Origin of the sequence: Streptomyces sp. YS415 (assembly GCF_023544665.1) — a bacterium.
Classification (GTDB): Bacteria; Actinomycetota; Actinomycetes; order Streptomycetales; family Streptomycetaceae; genus Streptomyces.
The window spans coordinates 186741-202907 of the sequence record NZ_JAMJFL010000002.1 but is presented as its reverse complement, the minus strand read 5'-3'; the positions used below and the strand labels follow the sequence as shown (position 1 = coordinate 202907).

Below are 16167 nucleotides of genomic sequence, written 5' to 3'. Positions count from 1 at the left end.
TTTACGATCATGAAAAGGCGCCGGAAACGCCTCTTCCTCACGTCAGTGTTCGAGCCGCCCCTTGGTGCGGGCGGCCGGGTAGAGCCCTTCCCACACCCGGTGCTCGGGCGGGAATCCCATGGCGACCAGGCAGTTGACGAGCATCCCGTACGCCATGAAGGTCGTCGTCTCCTTGACGTCGGCGCCCAGCGGCAGATGAACGGTGTCCCACAGCCGCATCCACCCCTCGCGCACTGCGCCACCGAACTCCAGGTCACCCTCCTGCTCGGCGGCCGCCACGGCGACGTACATCTGCATCTGCATGAGCAGCTGCTCCGGATGCTCCGCGATGACCTTGGTGTACGCGTCCGCCATGGCGTGCAGGGCATCCTCGCCCTCCAGCCCTTCGGACGCCTCCGAGAAGGTGCGGATGGAGTCCTCCAGACACCGCTCCGCCGCCGCCAGGAAGATCGCCTTCTTGCCCGGGAAGAGCCGGAAGAGATACGGCTGCGAGACACCGACCCGCTTGGCGATCGTCTCGGTGGACGTCCCGTGATACCCGGTGCGGGCGAACTCGCCCATCGCGGCACGGATGACGCTCTCGCGCCTCTCCTCTGCGCTCATCCTGACCATGCGGCTAAGTTAGTACTCAATCACTAACTACGTCAAGGGGAGGAAACCGGGGAGGAGCCGGGAGGTGGGGAGGCACCCGGTGAGGAGCCGGGCAGGCACCCGGGAGGAGGCGCCCCGGGAAGGAACCCGGCCTCCCGCTCACCCGTTGGGGCCGGTAGGGGGCTTCAACACCGTAAGGGGCGCCCCACCATGGAGAACGCCCCTTACCTCACCCCCCGCGCGGGTGCCGTCAGGCCAGTCGTACGACCGCCCTGGACATGCCGAGCACCTTCTGGCCGGCGCTGGTCGCCGTCAGGTCCACGCGGACCGTGTTGTCGTCGAGCTTGGCCGCGACCTTGCCGCTGACCTCGATCGTGGCGCCCTGGTCGTCGTTGGGGACGACGACGGGCTTGGTGAAGCGGACGCCGTACTCGACGACCGCGCCCGGGTCACCGGTCCAGTCGGTCACCACGCGGATCGCCTCGGCCATGGTGAACATGCCGTGCGCGATGACGTCCGGCAGCCCGACCTCCTTGGCGAACTTCTCGTTCCAGTGGATCGGGTTGAAGTCGCCCGACGCGCCCGCGTACTGCACGAGCGTGGCACGGGTCACGGGGAACGTCTGCGCGGGCAGCTCGGTGCCGACCTCGATGTCGGCGTACTGGATCTTCACCGTCATGGGATTGCTCACGCCTCCTCGGCCGCGCGGGCGACCAGCTTCGTCCAGGCGGTCACGACGTGCTCCCCCGCCTCGTCGTGGACCTCACCGCGGATGTCCAGGATGTCGTTGCCCGCGAGCGACTTGATCGCCTCGATGGTCGAGGTGACCGTCAGCCGGTCGCCGGCCCGGACCGGGCGGGCGTACGCGAACCTCTGGTCGCCGTGCACCACCCGGCTGTAGTCGAGGCCGAGCTGGGGATCGGCGATGACCGCTCCGGCCGCCTTGAAGGTGATGGCGAACACAAAGGTGGGCGGGGCGATCACATCGGGGTGGCCGAGCGCCTTGGCGGCTTCCGGGTCGGTGTACGCCGGATTGGCGTCCCCCACCGCCTCCGCGAACTCACGGATCTTCTCGCGGCCGACCTCGTAGGGGTCGGTGGGCGGATAGGTCCGCCCGACGAAGGACTGGTCGAGCGCCATGGGCTCGGCACCTCCTGGAGTCAGCGTGTGGTTTCGCGGGAACTGCGAACCGGCCGGTAACCGGCCGACCGAAACGACACGAGGCCGCCCCCCGGACTGCGGGGGCGGCCTCGTGTACGAGCCTGTTTTATCGCGTTTCGCGGTGCGCGGTGTGCGCATTGCAACGCGGGCAGTGCTTCTTCATCTCAAGACGGTCCGGGTTGTTACGCCGGTTCTTCTTGGTGATGTAGTTCCGCTCCTTGCACTCCACGCAGGCCAGCGTGATCTTCGGGCGGACGTCGGTGGCAGCCACGTGAGTGCTCCTTGACGAACGGATAGGACTATTAACGCAAGCAAGAGTAGCCGATCGAAGGACCGACCCCGCAATCGGCTACTGTCAGTAGCGGTGACCGGACTTGAACCGGTGACACAGCGATTATGAGCCGCTTGCTCTACCGACTGAGCTACACCGCTGTGATGCGATCAGTTCCCGCCTCGCGGCGGGAACCTCTCACACCAGAGCCCCAATACGGAATCGAACCGTAGACCTTCTCCTTACCATGGAGACGCTCTACCGACTGAGCTATTGGGGCGAGCGATGAAGACATTACACGCTCGGCAGCCGTTCACCCAAATCCGTTTCGCGGCGCCCTCGGGACCCTGATCCGGCGGGCTTCCCAGGCGCCTCTGCCGCCCCCGCCGCAGGCCATCGACGCAGCTCCCGCACGGCGGACCACACCGGTACGACTATTGCGCTCCTCCCGGCCGCGAGCGGATCACCGCCCTAGGCTCGACTCACTCTGCGTGATCTTGCGTCCCCGCGCAGTCCCGCGCGCAGCCCCGAGCACCGAGCACCTGGAGCGCGATGCCCGACAGCCAGCCCCAGCCGCATCACTCGTCGTCCTCGTCGTCGTCCCCGGGGTCGTCCGGTGCGTCCGATCCGGCCGCGCTGCTGCTCTGCGGGGCACGGCTCACCGACGGCCGGAGCGTGGACGTCCGGCTGGGCGGCGGTCGCATCGAGGCGGTGGGCACGGCGGGGAGCCTGGCGACGAGCGGCACGCGCGCGTGCGGCGCGCGCGTGGACCTCACCGGCTACCTGCTGCTGCCGGCCCCCGCCGATCCGCACGCCCACGGCGACACCGCGCTCTCCGCCGACGCGGACGGCCCGGTCTCCTACGACCCCCAGGACGTCCAGCGCCGGGCCACGGAGGCGGCTCTGCTGCAGCTCGGCCACGGCGCGACCGCGGTGCGGGCCCACGTGCGGGTGGGCGACGTGCAGGGGCTCGGCGCCCTGTCCGCCGTCCTGCGCGCCCGGCGGTCCCTGCGCGGGCTCACCGAGCTGACCGCGGTGGCCATGCCGCGGCTGCTGACCGGCGTGGCCGGGGCGGACGGGCTCGCCATGCTGCGGGACGCGCTGAAGATGGGCGCGTCGGTGGTGGGCGGCTGTCCGGATCTGGACCCCGATCCGACGGGCTATGTGGAGGCGGTCCTGGATGTAGCCTCCGAGCACGGCTGCCCGGTCGACCTGCACACGGACGCCGACGACCCGGCGCGGCTGTCCCGGCTGGCGGCCATGGCGGGCGGTCTGCGCCCCGGTGTGACGCTCGGGCCATGCGGCGGCCTGGGGCGCCTGCCGGCCGATGCGGCGGCCCGCACGGCGGACCAACTCGCCGCGGCCGGTGTGACGGTGGTGTGCCTGCCGCAGGGCGGCTGCGGGGGCGTGGAGCAGCGCGGGACGGCGCCGGTACGGCTGCTGCGCGCGGCCGGGGTGCGGGTGGCCGCGGGGAGCGGGGCGCTGCGGGACGTGTCCAACCCGGTGGGCCGCGGTGACCCCTTGGAGGCGGCGTATCTGCTGGCCTCCCGTTACGGGCTGAGCCCCGAGGACGCCTACGACACGGTGAGTTCGGGGGCGCGGACGGTTCTGGGCCTGCCCGAGGTCCGGGTCGAAGCGGGCTTTCCGGCCGACCTGTTGGCGGTGCGGGGGGACCGGCTGGCGGGGGCGTTGTCGTTGGCGTACAGCCGGATCGTGATGCATCGGGGGCGTGTGGTGGCGCGGACGAGTGCGGTGCGGGAGTACTGCAACTCGGCGGCGGTGGAGTTGGGGCTGCCCCGGCAGGGGCGAGGGGACGTTTCCTGAAAGGGTGCGGGCCGGGTTTCGGGGGTGTGCGGGGGGTGTTGTGGGGGCGCGCGGGGCGCGTCGCGCTCGGTAAGTCGCTCTCAGCGGCCCCGGGGTGAGGCGCGGGGCCCGCGTCGAGACCGATGCGGTCCGGGGGCTCTCCCGGTCAGGTGGTGGGGCCCTGGGGGCTCATGCGGCGAATGCGGCCGTCCGGGCGTACGGTCGAAGGCATGCGCACAGTCATCGCTGGAGGTCATGGTCAGATCGCGCTGCGGCTGGAGCGGCTGCTCTCCGCGCGCGGGGACGAGGTCGCGGGCATCATCCGCCGCGCCGAACAGGGCGACGATCTGCGGGAGGCGGGCGCCGAACCGGTGGTGCTGGACCTGGAGTCGGCGACGGTGGGGGAGGTCGCGACGCATCTGCGGGGTGCGGACGCGGCGGTCTTCGCGGCGGGCGCCGGGCCGGGCAGCGGGTCGGCCCGCAAGGAGACGGTGGACAAGGACGCGGCGATCCTCTTCGCGGACGCGGCGGTGCGGGCGGGCGTACGCCGGTACGTGATCGTCTCGTCGATGGGCGCCGATCCCCGGCACGAGGGCGACGACATCTTCGACGTGTACCTGCGGGCCAAGGGCGAGGCCGACGAGTACGTGCGCGGCCTGTCCGCACTGGACTGGACGGTCCTGCGGCCCGGTGCGCTGACGGACGACGCCGGTACGGGCCTGGTCCGCCTGGAGGCCCACACGGGCCGCGGCCCGATCCCCCGCGACGACGTGGCCGCCGTACTGGCAGAGCTGATCGACACCCCGGCCACGGCCGGGCTGACCCTGGAGCTGGTCAGCGGCTCGGCGCCGGTGTCGGTGGCGGTGAAGTCGGTGGCGGGCAACTGAGGCCGCCGCGCCCTCAGAACAACGGCAGCTGACCGGGGAACTCGGGCACGACGTACCCGTCCAACGACGGCTGTGCGGCCCCGAGTTCCGCGGGGCGCCGAGAACCGGCGCACGAGACGAGTTCCCCGCTGCTCCGCGCACCGGGCGGATCGTGCCGCGCGAACCGCCCGGCCACCACGGCGATCTCCCGACGGCACTCGGGGCACCTTCTGCGACGAGTGGTCATGGACCCAGTCTGCCCGGCAACGGCCGCACACAAAGAGACCCCCTCAGCTCTGTGTTTCCACAGTGCTGAGGGAGTCTTCCCCGAAGTGGCGGCGCCAGGATTCGAACCTGGGAAGGCTGAGCCGGCAGATTTACAGCGGGCTGGCTCTAATGCTCCTGACCAGGTGATTCGAGTGTCAGAGGCCGTGGTGGGGGACGTCTGGGGGAACCTGTCAGTGCTGTGATCTACGGTGTCGCGCATGGCAGCTTCTGAGATCACTCGTGCAGGCATCTTGCAGGCGATTGAGGAGCACGACCGGATCGGCCCGGAGGCGTTCCGGGACTTCTACGGCTACCGAGCCGCGGCTACCTACCTGCTGGAACACGAGGGGAACCTGTACGACTCGAAGGCGATAGCTGGCGTTGCTCACCGGTACGACTTCGGGGAGGCCCTCAAGCCGTCCCAGTTCAGCGGGGGGCTGAAGCATGCAGTGGCATGGCTGACGAGGGAGGGCTTCAGCGTGGTGGAGCCCCCCAAGACCTTTCTACGGCGCGTGGGAGACGTCCGGCCGGCTCGACGTGCGACGGGACCCGCTCTGCACCGTCCCGTTCTGCTGCTCTGGGCAATCGGCCAGGCTCTGGCCGGAACACCCCGCATGCAGTCATGGTCGACCGTCCGTGATGCTGTCGCACCGCTGCTGGTGAAGCACGGTCAGGTAGAAGACGGTGTAGACGGGGTCCGTTACCCGTTCTGGGGACTCGTGCGCGATGGACTGTGGACCATCGCGCAGGGGCAGGAACTCACTCTGACCAGCCGCGGGCGGCGCCCGACACTGGAGTCGCTGAACGAGGTCAATCCCCTTGGCGGTCTGCGCGAGGACGACTACAACCTGCTCCGCTCGCACCCGGATGCTGCGGCATCCGCGGCTGCCGGACTGATCCTGCGCTACTTCCATCCCCTTCCAGCAGGCTTGCTCGAAGACTTCGGCCTCCACGAGTTGCTCGCCGGTAGGTGGCCGGATGCTCTGCGCCCGCTGCTTGGGGAAACATTCAAGGATCGGGACGCCATCTGGCGGACCTATGGCGGCCAAAAGATGGCAGGGATCGGCTGCCTCGCCGACGGCATCCTGAGCGCCTTCTCAGACGACAAGGGGCCTTACGCCGATGGGCGCATCCCAGACACTAACTGGATCGCCTACGTAGGCGACGGTCTGTCTGGCGACCAGAAGCTGACGGACGGCAACGAACTCATGGCCCAGCATCAGGCGGCTGGTCGCCCGCTGCGCTACTGGCACAAGCCGTTCCAGGGACAGTTCAGCTTCGAAACCTGGGCCGTGATCGTGCAACGCCGACTGCGGTGGGGCGTGGGAGAGGACAAGTTGCCCCGTCGTGAGTTCCTTTGGGTGCTGGCGCCTGTCCCCTCCCCGGAGCGGGAGACCTGGTCCGCCGACGTATTCGAAGCGCTGGATGCCGATACAGGGGAGCTCCACGACGACACCGGCGACTACCGTCCCAGCGACCTCGCCCTTGAAGCCCCGGCCGTCGAGGAGAGCGACGCGGATGCGTATCGGCGTCTGGCGCAGAAGGCCGAGGCGAACGCCGAGCGTCGCGGCCAAATGAAGAAGCCGACACTGGCCGACAAGTACGTACGCGACCCCAGCGCACGAGCTGCCGTCATCAAGCGCTGCCGCGGCAGGTGCGAAAACCCTCAATGCGCAGGCCACCCCACCGAGCTGACCACAGCCGGCCTGCCAATCTTGCAGGTCGACCACGTCGAAGACCTCGCCAAGGAGGGACCCGATGTGCCTTGGAACATGATCGCCTTGTGCCCCAACTGCCACGCCCTCAAGACCTACGGCAAGAACAAAGAGAAGCTCCGGCGCCAGCTCGCCGCTACAGCACGACGCCTCCATGAGGCGATGCTCGACTAACTGCGCCGACGTTGCCGTCAGGTACTGCCGTCAAGGGCGTCAGCGGGCCTCTGGTCGATGGTGCAACAGCTCACGTCGGCAGGCACCCTTGTGGTCTACTCAGTTCCCGTGATGAACGTCGGGGAACAGCAACTCTTCCACTTCACACATGTCCGGCACCTGCCCGACATCCTGACCGAGAAGCGCCTGCTCTCGGACAGTGCCATGCAAGGCAGGGGCGGCGTGCCAATGGAGTGTGGAGACAGGGATGTCAAGGCCGAACGGCGCACGCGACGGGTCACCGTCCCGCCTTGCGGATGCCCCGCTGACTACGTTCCGTTCTACTTTGCCCCGAGATCGCCAATGCTCTACGTGATCAGTCGAGGCGGCGTATCGACGTACCGGGAAGGGCAGCCCCCACTCGTCTATCTGGTCACGTCCGTGAATGCTGTCAGGGCATCCGGGAGGCCCTACGTGTTCAGCGACGGCAACTGCGCGAACGAGATCACCCGCCACTTCAACGACTTGAGCATGCTGCCGAGCGTCGTGGACTGGGAGATCATGGAAGCACGGTACTGGGCGAACACGGCTGACGATGGTGACCGCATGCGGCGGCGCATGGCGGAGCTCCTCGTGCATGAGCATCTTCCTGTGACTGCTCTCCAGGAGATCGCAACTTACGATCATGATCACGCACAGGAAGTACGGCACCTGCTTCGGGAGGCAGGAGCCGAGATTCCGGTCACTGTCAGACGTGAGTGGTACTACTGAGATGACGACAACGAACGACCTCTTCAGGGAAGGGCAACGATGATCACGCGTGGCACCGGCAACCTGCTTCTGGCAGATGTCGATGCCCTTGTTAACACGGTCAATACCGTGGGCGTCATGGGCAAGGGCATCGCCTTGCAGTTCAAGCGGGCTTATCCGGAGAACTTCAAGGACTACAAGGCGTCTTGCGATCGCGGCGACGTCATGGTCGGCCGAATGCACGTACATGAGGTCAAGCAGCTAGGCAGCCCGAGATTCATCGTCAACTTCCCAACAAAGCGTCACTGGCGTGCCCCATCTCGAATCGAAGACATCGCGTCGGGCCTTGTGGCGCTACGCGACGAAATCGTCGAGCGCGGAATAAAATCCATCGCAGTGCCGCCGCTCGGGTGCGGCAATGGCGGTCTCGATTGGCGCGATGTTGAACCAATGATCCGCCAAGCACTAGGCACTATTCCCGGAGTGGAAGTTCGAGTTTGGGAACCATCCGGAGCTCCAAGCGCAACGTCCATGCCAAACGCTACTGAGGCACCGAATATGACCAAGGAGCGCGCAGCATTTCTTGCCGCCCTTGACCGCTATATCCGAAGTGGAATTTCGCGGGGACTCGCCTTCGAACCTCGCGTGTCACTTCTAGAGGCACACAAGGTTGCATATTTCCTTCAAAAGTTGCACCTGCCGCTAGGACTCCACTTCGAAAAGGGAATCTACGGCCCCTACTCCCAACCCCTCGATAGAGCGGTCTCCAACATGGAAGGCCACTTTCTAACGGGGTTTGGCGATGGAACGAGCGGTGCTCAGGCGATCCTGGAGCTCAACAAGGACTCCGTAGTTGAGGCCGAGCAACTACTCAAGCAATACTTGAGCTTCGAAGAGGTTGCGGCGAAGCTCCAGACGCTAACGGCAGGCTTCGAAGACGCATTCGGCATGGAACTCTTGAGCACCGTCCTGTTTGCCGCCGAGGAACTCGTATCTCCCCCACCCACCCCTGAATCCGTTACAGCCTGCATCAGGGGATGGAACCATCGCAAGCAACGCCTCTTTACCGAGGATCACGTCCAGACGGCATGGCAGCGCCTAGCCCAAGTGGGCCTCCTGTAGCCTGATCCACCAACGCCATTCAGACTGGCATTTCAGAGATGACAGGGCAGCCTCCGCTACTGGCAGTGCCCACAGCAGCGCACTTTCACGTGCTACTGCAGTATGCCTCTTGAGGCACTCCACTCAGGCGGCGAGCGGAAGCCGTGCAGGAGGCGGCGTGCGGTCCATGAAGCCGTGATCCGCCAACTGCGCCTGGCGCTGAGCGAGCCAACCGGAGACCCGGGGACCACCGTTTACGGCCGCGCCTTCACGGACCGTGCGAATGTGCGTGAAGCCCTGCTCTAGGTAGTACCTCTGGAGTGCATCGTTTGTTGTCCATGCGTCCAAGCGAATCCACCGGGCTCCTGCACGACGGGCCCGGTCGCCTGCCCAGTCGAGCAATCGAGCGCCGAGGTTCTGCCCTGCGTATTCGCGGGCGACGGTGAGCTTGTTGATGAACATCGAAGGTTCGGTCAATTCGTCGTCAGTCCAGAGGCCCTGTTCGGCATCCGCGGTGAGAGTGATGGTGCCGGCGGTTGTATGCCCGTCGCGGAGCATGAACACGGCGCCTGCTTCGATCGTGGTGAGCAACTTGTCAGCCGGATACGGACGGCTCCACTGGTCGGACCCGAGACCGCGCAGCCAAGCTGCTGCCTCCTCACGGAAGGCCAGCAGCTTGGCAACGTCGTGCGGCTCTGCGGGGGTGATGATCACGTGTTCTCGCTCCGGGCGGCAAGGTCGCCGATCTCGTAGTTCATCCGGTTCAGGTCCCCCCGAAACGTTGTGATCGTGCAGCGGATAGGGCGATCTTTCGAGTAGCCGGTTCGCGTCCAGAGCATGACCGGCACCCCCGCTCCGATCTCCAAGAGGCGAGCCTCGTCCGGAGTGGGCATCCGGGCCGAGATCTCATCGAAGTACCCAACCTGCTCTATCCCCTGAGCGGCCAAGTACCGCGTTGTTCCCTCGTCGATGTCCCCAGGCTCAGCCAGTCGCGGCGACGCATCGATCAGCCACGAGGGATAGTAGGTCGCCTGAGTGGACCAGGGGACGTCGTCCACGTAGCGATGACAGAACCGCAATACCGTCTTCGCACTCGGTTCGATCTTGAGACGCTGAGCGATCTCCTGCGATGCCGGCAACATCTCGACGCGAAACGTCTGGTGCGGCCGTCGGCCCGCGTTCGTCACATCCGTGTTGTAGGCGTCGCCGTTCTGCGGAAACGTCAAGTTCTCGAAGCGAGAGGCGTTGAGTTCGAACACCTCGTGAGACTTGACTTCGTAGCCGAGACCCTGGCTGGACGAGACGAGCCCTTCGCTTACCAGCAGGCTCAGCCCGTTGCGGATGGTGTTCCGCGACGCGTCGAAGCGCTGCGACAGGTCGCTCTCTGAGGGCAGCCTCGACCCCGGCGCGTAGGTGCCGTTGTCGATCTCGCGACGCAGGACGTCGGCGACTTGCCGGTACTTCGGCTGCTTGTTCATGCCTTCATCATGACGCACTCGCGCAACTTGTTGGTACATGTAGGCCCCAATCCCTTGACGGCTCACGGTGCGTGGGTGCAGCATCACTGCATCAGCTTGTACCAACAAGCTGAGCAGGTGGTGCAACACCTTCAAGTGTGCTCCCTCCTGCCTACAACTCCACAGCGTGATCCACCGCAGCTAGGACGGCCGTGACGACTCCGGCCGAGGCGAGTGGAGATCAGTCGGTCACCTCCCGTCAGGGACACGCACCGACTCAAAAGAACGGATCTGCCCAAGGGCACCTACGCCACGCGAAGAGACCGAGATGCGATTACTCGGGTGAGCGGGACTGAGGCACAGATCCATATCGCGCAGTACGGGTCGTCACCTCCCGCAAAAGGTGTCCGGCGCGGCACAGGCCTGCGCATCTCTGACTTCCGCCGCATCAATGCGGCGGCCGGTTGCCTCCGCTGCTCGTCTCGTACGAGCAGCGCTGAGGGGAGCCGGATGCTCCGACTTCAACGGCGCGCGGCCCCGGTGTCCTACCACCGGGGCCGCTGTTCGGGCCGTTCCTGTGTGAGAGGAACCAGACCCAATGAGTCACATCGTCACTGTTCAAGACGCTGTTACCGCGTTCGCCGACTTCATGGAGCCGACGGACGCGGAGCTGGACGCGATCGAGCAGGAAATGCCCGTGATCCTCGCGGACGTCGACCTGCTGGACGCGCAGATCGCCACCCTCGACCGCACCCCGACCGAGCTGGACGTCCGCCGCATCCGGCGGGCCCGCCGCCGGGCGCTCGCCGCACGCGTCGCCCTGATCAACGCCGCGAACGAGACCCTGCCCGGGGGTGCGGCATGAGGCTTCACCGCAAGGGACGCGCCGCCCTGGTCCTGGCGCTGGTCGCCGTCGTCGGCATGGCGTTCCGGGTGTCGTGGAACGCGCTGCGGGACATCGCCGGCGCGGTCGGCGCGGACCAAACGGCCGCGATGCTGTATCCGTTCGTGGTCGACGGCTTGATGGCCCTGGCCCTGATCGCCACCCTCGTGCTCACCGACGACGCGCGGAAGTTCGCGCTGCGGGTGCTGGGCACCTACACCCTCGCTTCGCTGGTCCTCAACTACGTGCACGGTCTCGTGCCGGAGCTGCACAGCGATGGCGGCGCCCGGGTCGACTGGACTCGGCTGGCCGACTGGGACCCGGCGAACTGGGCTTTGGTTCTGCTCGCTACCTCGCTTCCGGTCGGGTCGATCTATTTCGGTTCCGATCTGGTCGCCAAGGTGTTGCACCACCGGCCCACCCCGACCACGGCCGCTAGCTCGAATGCGGAGGAATCGACCGAGACCATCGTGAAACGGTCTACGGCTGACCTCCCCGAATCGACCCCCGCGCCGATCACAGCGATGCTCGTGCGGGTGCCCGATCAGGGCCCGGTCGGGCACCTGAAGTCCTCCCCGATGCTCAAGCCGATCCCGCAGGGCGACACCCTCCCGCTCGCCCCGATCGAGCGGCGGGCGGTGCCTGCCGCGTCGACTCGATCCCGTCGGGCGACCGGCCGACTTCCCGAGGCGGTGAAGTCGCCCCGTTCCAAGCGCACCCCGGATCAGTTGCTCAGCGAGGCACGTATGGCGACGGCTGAGTGGCCGGATGCGAAGGTGACGGCCGAGGGCATTCGCCGGGCGGTGCGCACGTCGCCGACGAACGCGCGGATGCTGCGTGACACCCTGCTCGCCGAACGCGGCGCCGGGCCTGCTGAGGCGGTCGCCTGATGTCCGGTGTCTACGGCCGCTGCTTCGACCCGACCGGCGCCCGGCACGGCATACCCACCTACCCGTGGAAGCTCGCGCCGGACGGCCTGGCCACCCGCCGACAGTTACGCGCTCAAGGTCTGCGCCCCGGTGGTCAGCCGGTCGCGGCGCAGGCCATGCGCATCAACCGCCGCACCGGCACCCCCCGCGTGGCCTACCTCTACCGCGTCGACCTGGCGCTGCCCGTGCGGCCGATGACCTCGCGCAAGTGGGGCGCCCTCGCGCTCGCGATGCACGCCCGCTGCACCTGCCCGGTCTGCGGCATGACCTACAGCTACTGCCTGCCGACCTCTCTTGGCATGTGCGTGCTCTGCGCCTACCCCGACACCCCTGCCACCGCCGCGTGAGCTGCGGTAACTCATCCACGGAGACTGGTGTGAAGACCACTGTCCGCACGCACAAGATCCCCGGATACGGCCCCACTCTGCGCACCGCTACACGACTGACCGAGCAGGCCGTGCCGGTCGTGAACCGGGCGGTTGCCGGCACCATGCCGGACGTCGAGGTGATCCTGACCAACGAACGCGGCATGGCCGAACTGATGGCCGCCGCCGACGTCGCCCTCGCCGGCGCCCTGGACCGGCGCACCCTCGCCAACGCCGAACGCGCCGCCCGCAAAGTCGCCCGGGACATCCAGGCCAACGCCATCCCCCGCCTGGACGGAAGCGCGCTGCTGCTGATCGACGTGGACAAGCACCCCACCCCGGCCGAGTTCGCCCTGACGATCATTCACGAACTCGTCCACGCCATGCAGTTCAGCCGCAAGGGCGTGCTCGAACGGTGCGTCGCCAACGCCCGCGACCGGTTCCGCATCGAGCGCATGTCCCGCCGGCAGGCCCGCGAACACGACCGACTGCTCGACCAGGAAGAGGCCGAAGCCTACGGCCACGAGTACCTCGCCAACCGCATCGTCCCCGGCGCCCACCCCTGACAGGAGACGCACCCTCATGACCGAGAACAACGTCGTTCCCCTGCACAAGCCCACGGAAGACCAGTCTGCCGAGGACGCGACCGTCACCACCCTGACGGTCGTTTCGGAGGCCCAGGCCGCGCCGGTCGTGCCGTTGTGGGTGCGCTCCGGGCGGGCCGTGAAGCGGCTGGCCACCGACGACCGCACCACCACCACCGCCCGCGCGGTCGCCCGCCACACGCTGTACGTCGTCGGCGGCACCAGGATCGTCAGCCGCCGCGTGTGGGACTCCCGGACCTCCGCCCGCTACGAGCGCTACATGCGCGCCGCCGAAGCCGCGGGGAACATGGAGCTGGCGGCGGACTGGGAGGAGCGCGGGCAGCGCTTCCGCGACGCCCGCCACCGCCGCCGCATGGACCTGCTCACCTCGCCCATCGACGCGGCCAAGGGCGCCGCCGCCGGCGTCGGCATCGGCGTCGGCGGACTGATCGCCCTCGGCATAGCGCTCGCCGTGGCGACCGAGGACGCAAGCGACGTCCTCACCCCGCTCATGGCGGTCATCAAGCTGATCGCCCTGCTCATCACCATCGTGCAAGTCGTCTGGCCCTACGCCATCACCATCGGCCCGCTGCTGGCCCTTCTCGGGCTGTGGGCGGTGGGCAGCAAACAGCAGGCCGCACCCTCGTGGGCAATGCCCGCCACCGTCCGCAACAGCCAGGGCGAGCCGATCACCCCGTCCATCGTGGTCAAGGCCCTGCGCGACCTCGGTGTCGCGACCCTGCGCACCGCCATCAAGGACATGGGCGACGCCGGCGCTTCCATGCTCGGCCCAATCCGGATCGCCGGATGCGGCGTCGAGGTCGACGTCACCCTGCCCTCCGGGGTGGCGACGAACGAGGTGCAGACCCGTCGCCGCAAGCTCGCGGAAAACCTTTCTCGGCACGAGCACGAGGTGTTCATCACCATTCCCGAGGCGGCCCGCACGGTCCGGCTGTGGATCGCCGACTCGGGCGCGCTGGACGAGCCGATCGGCCCGTCCCCGCTGGTCACCGACGAAACCATGACCGCCAACTACAAGACCGGCCGCGCGCCATGGGGACAGGACCTGCGCGGGGACGCGGCGGAACTGAGCGTGTACCAGCGCCACCTCCTCATCACTGGCCGCTCGAACCAGGGCAAGACCGCCGCCCTGCGGGCGCTCGCGCTGTGGCTGTCGCTGGACCGGTCGGTGCAGTTCTGGCTTGCCGACCTCAAGGGCGTCGGCGACTGGTCCATGTTCGACGGCATCGCGGCCGTGCTGATCGAGGGACCCTCGGACGACCACTGCATTCAGGCGACCGAGATGGTCGAGAACGCGGTTGCCGAGATGAACCGCCGGATCGAGGAGCGCCGCACCGACCCGAGCGCCCTCTTCCCGCCCCTGATCGTGCTGGTGGACGAGGCGCAGAAAGCGTTCATGTGCCCGGCCAAGGACGAGGCCAAGCGCCCCTACGGCGGCTCCAAGGCCACATCCCGGTACTTCATGGCCGTGCGCGAGATTCACAACCAGGGCCGTGCCGTGGACGTGCTGATGTGGCAGGGCACCCAGGACCCCACCGACCAGAACCTTCCCAAGCTGGTCCGCGAGGGTGCCCACACCCGCGCCTCCCTCGTGCTGGGCACCGAGTCCCAGTCGAAGATGGCGCTGGGCGACAAGGCCGTTGAGGACGGGGCCGCCCCGCACATGCTGCGCCAGGGCATCGACAAGGGCACCCTCGTGGTGGCCACCGACGGCATCGACATGCCCAAGGGCCAGTCGTTCATCACGGTGCGCACCCACTTCATCGACGACGACCCCGCCGACCAGATCGCAGAGCGTGCCAAGGCCCTGCGCGACGGGGTGACGACCCTGCGCGTGATCGAGCGCGGCGAGGAGCGCGACGCGCTCGCCGACATCGCCGCTGCCATCGGCGATGCCTCACGGCTGCCCACGACGGACGTCCTCAAGCGGCTGGCGATGCTCGACACGGATGCCTACGGCAACTGGACCAACGGCGACCTCAAGCGGGTGCTGGAGGCCGAGGGCGAGGAGCCGAAGAAGTCCCACGGCCGCATGGTCGTCCACCGTGATCACGTCCTGCGCGCCCTCGCCAACCGCGACTCCGACGGTTCCGCTTCCGCCTCCCAGTAGCGGGGAGGCAGACCCGTCCGCGCTGGGGAGGCGGGGAGATCTCCCCAACCGCCTCCCCGCCCCGCTTCCCCCGCTGTGATCAGCGAGAACAGCGTTTCGGGGAGGCGGGGAGGCGCGCAGGTCAGCACCCCCGTAACCCCCTCCACAGCACCCCAGACAGGGGGTGCCTCTGTCTCCCCAAGCCAGCACCGGAAGGGATTCCGCATGCACGCCCACACGCCCGGCGGACCGCCGGGAATCCTCGCCCCGCACATCCCCGCCGACGCCTACCGCCGCGCCCAGAACACCGGCGCCCCGGTCGTGATCGTCGTCCACACCACCGACCCGAGCGGCATCCGGTGGCGCCGCGTGCTGATCGCGGTCGGTGTCGCCGGCGCCGCGGCCATCGGCTGTTGGGGTTTGGTCGTCGCGCTGTGCGCGCTGCTGGACGCCACCGCCCACGCCGTAGCCGTCATCGCCGCCGCGGCCGGACCCGTCGGCATCGGCGGGATCACGCTCAAGCGCGCCCGTGCCAAGTAGCCCCGCCCCTTTCTCCGAGCCGTCCGGCGGCTCGATGCGCGCGGCCCGCCGGCCGCCGCGCAACCGGCACACCGGCCGCCCCGCATCCCCGAGGCTGCCCCGCGCCCACGCCCACCGCCCTCACTCCCTCCACCACAGCGCAGGGCAAAGGGGCCGCAGAGGGGATGTCCGGCCCCCGACCACGCCATAACAGGCTCACTACCTGCGCAAACCCCGCTTGGCCGAATCGCGCCCGCAACACCTAGCGCAACACCTAGCGCAACTTCTTGGCGCAACACCTAGCGCAACCTCTAGCGCAACAGCTGGCCCTGCCCGAGCTCGCACGATGGCCGGCCACAGCAACGACAACACGGCCACTCGCACGCCAGGCTCCAACCACCGCCCCTACAGCCCCTGCTGACTCAGGAGAGGTCTGCCATGCCCGAGGAAGAGCTGTACTGCGACGACTGCGCCGACTACGGATGCCCCGGTCACCGCGACTGCGACCAGTGCTCCGACGACATCTGCAACGAATGCGGCGGCTGCGCCTGCCCCGAGACCTACTGCCCTGGCTACGTCGCCCACTACACCGGCACCGACTTCTAGCAACGCCAAGGGCGGCCCCCTCATCTCGCCAAAGAT

The 16167-nt window shown here is 67.9% G+C and carries 19 protein-coding genes and 2 tRNA genes; 12 read left to right on the top strand and 9 right to left on the bottom strand.

Features of this window, described 5'->3' with window-relative positions; translation table 11 throughout:
* Window positions 1-42 precede the first annotated feature (42 nt).
* The 6 genes from M8H82_RS03925 to M8H82_RS03900 form a co-directional block, all read right to left on the bottom strand.
* Window positions 43-612 carry a TetR/AcrR family transcriptional regulator gene (locus tag M8H82_RS03925; RefSeq protein WP_250070939.1) on the bottom strand — a complete coding sequence of 190 codons (570 nt, stop codon included), beginning with the start codon at window positions 610-612 and terminating at the stop codon, window positions 43-45.
* Between the two features lie 229 nt (window positions 613-841).
* Window positions 842-1270: a MaoC family dehydratase gene (locus M8H82_RS03920; protein ID WP_250071139.1), complete on the bottom strand. Its 429-nt coding sequence runs from the start codon at window positions 1268-1270 to the stop codon at window positions 842-844.
* Between the two features lie 8 nt (window positions 1271-1278).
* On the bottom strand, window positions 1279-1731 hold the full coding sequence (locus tag M8H82_RS03915) for a MaoC family dehydratase N-terminal domain-containing protein (protein WP_250070938.1): 453 nt from the start codon (window positions 1729-1731) through the stop codon (window positions 1279-1281).
* 127 nt (window positions 1732-1858) lie between these two features.
* Complete coding sequence (gene rpmG, locus M8H82_RS03910) at window positions 1859-2023, bottom strand: 50S ribosomal protein L33 (protein ID WP_003948671.1); 165 nt, start codon at window positions 2021-2023, stop codon at window positions 1859-1861.
* Between the two features lie 88 nt (window positions 2024-2111).
* Window positions 2112-2184 (bottom strand) — tRNA-Met (locus M8H82_RS03905).
* A gap of 46 nt (window positions 2185-2230) precedes the next feature.
* Window positions 2231-2303: transfer RNA gene (locus M8H82_RS03900), tRNA-Thr, on the bottom strand.
* 272 nt (window positions 2304-2575) lie between these two features.
* Between M8H82_RS03900 and M8H82_RS03895 the strand changes: the two genes are divergently transcribed.
* Together M8H82_RS03895 and M8H82_RS03890 are read left to right on the top strand one after the other, a co-directional pair.
* Window positions 2576-3847: an amidohydrolase family protein gene (locus tag M8H82_RS03895; RefSeq protein ID WP_250070937.1), complete on the top strand. Its 1272-nt coding sequence runs from the start codon at window positions 2576-2578 to the stop codon at window positions 3845-3847.
* Window positions 3848-4056: 209 nt separating this feature from the next.
* Window positions 4057-4713: an SDR family oxidoreductase gene (locus tag M8H82_RS03890; RefSeq protein WP_250070936.1), complete on the top strand. Its 657-nt coding sequence runs from the start codon at window positions 4057-4059 to the stop codon at window positions 4711-4713.
* A gap of 13 nt (window positions 4714-4726) precedes the next feature.
* Here M8H82_RS03890 and M8H82_RS03885 read toward each other — a convergent pair whose 3' ends face one another.
* On the bottom strand, window positions 4727-4939 hold the full coding sequence (locus M8H82_RS03885; RefSeq protein ID WP_250070935.1) for a hypothetical protein: 213 nt from the start codon (window positions 4937-4939) through the stop codon (window positions 4727-4729).
* 238 nt (window positions 4940-5177) lie between these two features.
* On the opposite strand from M8H82_RS03885, the gene M8H82_RS03880 reads away from it, so the two are divergent.
* The 3 genes from M8H82_RS03880 to M8H82_RS03870 are packed head-to-tail and all read left to right on the top strand — an operon-like array spanning window position 5178 to window position 8699.
* Window positions 5178-6848, top strand: a complete 1671-nt coding sequence (locus M8H82_RS03880; RefSeq protein ID WP_250070934.1) for an HNH endonuclease signature motif containing protein — start codon at window positions 5178-5180, stop codon at window positions 6846-6848.
* 57 nt (window positions 6849-6905) lie between these two features.
* Window positions 6906-7598, top strand: a complete 693-nt coding sequence (locus M8H82_RS03875) for a DUF4433 domain-containing protein (protein WP_250070933.1) — start codon at window positions 6906-6908, stop codon at window positions 7596-7598.
* Between the two features lie 39 nt (window positions 7599-7637).
* Window positions 7638-8699: a macro domain-containing protein gene (locus M8H82_RS03870; protein ID WP_250070932.1), complete on the top strand. Its 1062-nt coding sequence runs from the start codon at window positions 7638-7640 to the stop codon at window positions 8697-8699.
* 123 nt (window positions 8700-8822) lie between these two features.
* Here M8H82_RS03870 and M8H82_RS03865 read toward each other — a convergent pair whose 3' ends face one another.
* Both M8H82_RS03865 and M8H82_RS03860 read right to left on the bottom strand, forming a co-directional pair.
* A complete protein-coding gene (locus tag M8H82_RS03865) occupies window positions 8823-9392 on the bottom strand; it encodes a GNAT family N-acetyltransferase (RefSeq protein WP_250070931.1) in 570 nt (189 codons plus the stop codon).
* The gene (locus tag M8H82_RS03860) at window positions 9389-10156 is read right to left on the bottom strand and encodes a GntR family transcriptional regulator (protein WP_250071138.1); all 768 of its coding nucleotides are present in this window, start codon (window positions 10154-10156) and stop codon (window positions 9389-9391) included. Before M8H82_RS03860 ends, M8H82_RS03865 begins: the two co-directional genes overlap by 4 nt.
* 577 nt (window positions 10157-10733) lie before the next feature.
* On the opposite strand from M8H82_RS03860, the gene M8H82_RS03855 reads away from it, so the two are divergent.
* The 7 genes from M8H82_RS03855 (at window position 10734) to M8H82_RS03825 (ending at window position 16131) form a co-directional block, all read left to right on the top strand.
* Window positions 10734-11000 carry a DUF6284 family protein gene (locus M8H82_RS03855; RefSeq protein ID WP_250070930.1) on the top strand — a complete coding sequence of 89 codons (267 nt, stop codon included), beginning with the start codon at window positions 10734-10736 and terminating at the stop codon, window positions 10998-11000.
* Window positions 10997-11908 carry a DUF2637 domain-containing protein gene (locus M8H82_RS03850; RefSeq protein WP_250070929.1) on the top strand — a complete coding sequence of 304 codons (912 nt, stop codon included), beginning with the start codon at window positions 10997-10999 and terminating at the stop codon, window positions 11906-11908. Before M8H82_RS03855 ends, M8H82_RS03850 begins: the two co-directional genes overlap by 4 nt.
* Window positions 11908-12294 carry an RRQRL motif-containing zinc-binding protein gene (locus tag M8H82_RS03845; protein ID WP_250070928.1) on the top strand — a complete coding sequence of 129 codons (387 nt, stop codon included), beginning with the start codon at window positions 11908-11910 and terminating at the stop codon, window positions 12292-12294. The genes M8H82_RS03850 and M8H82_RS03845 overlap by 1 nt, the downstream gene beginning before the upstream one ends.
* A gap of 29 nt (window positions 12295-12323) precedes the next feature.
* Window positions 12324-12878 (top strand): hypothetical protein, encoded by a 555-nt coding sequence (locus M8H82_RS03840; protein ID WP_250070927.1) that lies wholly within the window; start codon window positions 12324-12326, stop codon window positions 12876-12878.
* Between the two features lie 16 nt (window positions 12879-12894).
* The gene (locus M8H82_RS03835; RefSeq protein WP_250070926.1) at window positions 12895-15027 is read left to right on the top strand and encodes an FtsK/SpoIIIE domain-containing protein; all 2133 of its coding nucleotides are present in this window, start codon (window positions 12895-12897) and stop codon (window positions 15025-15027) included.
* Between the two features lie 204 nt (window positions 15028-15231).
* Window positions 15232-15546, top strand: coding sequence for a hypothetical protein (locus M8H82_RS03830; protein ID WP_250070925.1), 315 nt, complete (start codon window positions 15232-15234; stop codon window positions 15544-15546).
* Window positions 15547-15963: 417 nt separating this feature from the next.
* A complete protein-coding gene (locus tag M8H82_RS03825; RefSeq protein WP_250070924.1) occupies window positions 15964-16131 on the top strand; it encodes a hypothetical protein in 168 nt (55 codons plus the stop codon).
* Window positions 16132-16167: the final 36 nt, after the last annotated feature.

Coding starts and splice junctions, on each gene's coding strand:
- M8H82_RS03925 (WP_250070939.1), bottom strand. CDS start 612: ATGGTCAGGATGAGCGCAGAGGAGAGGCGCGAGAGCGTCATCCGTGCC.
- M8H82_RS03920 (WP_250071139.1), bottom strand. CDS start 1,270: ATGACGGTGAAGATCCAGTACGCCGACATCGAGGTCGGCACCGAGCTG.
- M8H82_RS03915 (WP_250070938.1), bottom strand. CDS start 1,731: ATGGCGCTCGACCAGTCCTTCGTCGGGCGGACCTATCCGCCCACCGAC.
- M8H82_RS03895 (WP_250070937.1), top strand. CDS start 2,576: ATGCCCGACAGCCAGCCCCAGCCGCATCACTCGTCGTCCTCGTCGTCG.
- M8H82_RS03890 (WP_250070936.1), top strand. CDS start 4,057: ATGCGCACAGTCATCGCTGGAGGTCATGGTCAGATCGCGCTGCGGCTG.
- M8H82_RS03885 (WP_250070935.1), bottom strand. CDS start 4,939: ATGACCACTCGTCGCAGAAGGTGCCCCGAGTGCCGTCGGGAGATCGCC.
- M8H82_RS03880 (WP_250070934.1), top strand. CDS start 5,178: ATGGCAGCTTCTGAGATCACTCGTGCAGGCATCTTGCAGGCGATTGAG.
- M8H82_RS03875 (WP_250070933.1), top strand. CDS start 6,906: ATGGTGCAACAGCTCACGTCGGCAGGCACCCTTGTGGTCTACTCAGTT.
- M8H82_RS03870 (WP_250070932.1), top strand. CDS start 7,638: ATGATCACGCGTGGCACCGGCAACCTGCTTCTGGCAGATGTCGATGCC.
- M8H82_RS03860 (WP_250071138.1), bottom strand. CDS start 10,156: ATGAACAAGCAGCCGAAGTACCGGCAAGTCGCCGACGTCCTGCGTCGC.
- M8H82_RS03855 (WP_250070930.1), top strand. CDS start 10,734: ATGAGTCACATCGTCACTGTTCAAGACGCTGTTACCGCGTTCGCCGAC.
- M8H82_RS03850 (WP_250070929.1), top strand. CDS start 10,997: ATGAGGCTTCACCGCAAGGGACGCGCCGCCCTGGTCCTGGCGCTGGTC.
- M8H82_RS03845 (WP_250070928.1), top strand. CDS start 11,908: ATGTCCGGTGTCTACGGCCGCTGCTTCGACCCGACCGGCGCCCGGCAC.
- M8H82_RS03835 (WP_250070926.1), top strand. CDS start 12,895: ATGACCGAGAACAACGTCGTTCCCCTGCACAAGCCCACGGAAGACCAG.
- M8H82_RS03830 (WP_250070925.1), top strand. CDS start 15,232: ATGCACGCCCACACGCCCGGCGGACCGCCGGGAATCCTCGCCCCGCAC.
- M8H82_RS03825 (WP_250070924.1), top strand. CDS start 15,964: ATGCCCGAGGAAGAGCTGTACTGCGACGACTGCGCCGACTACGGATGC.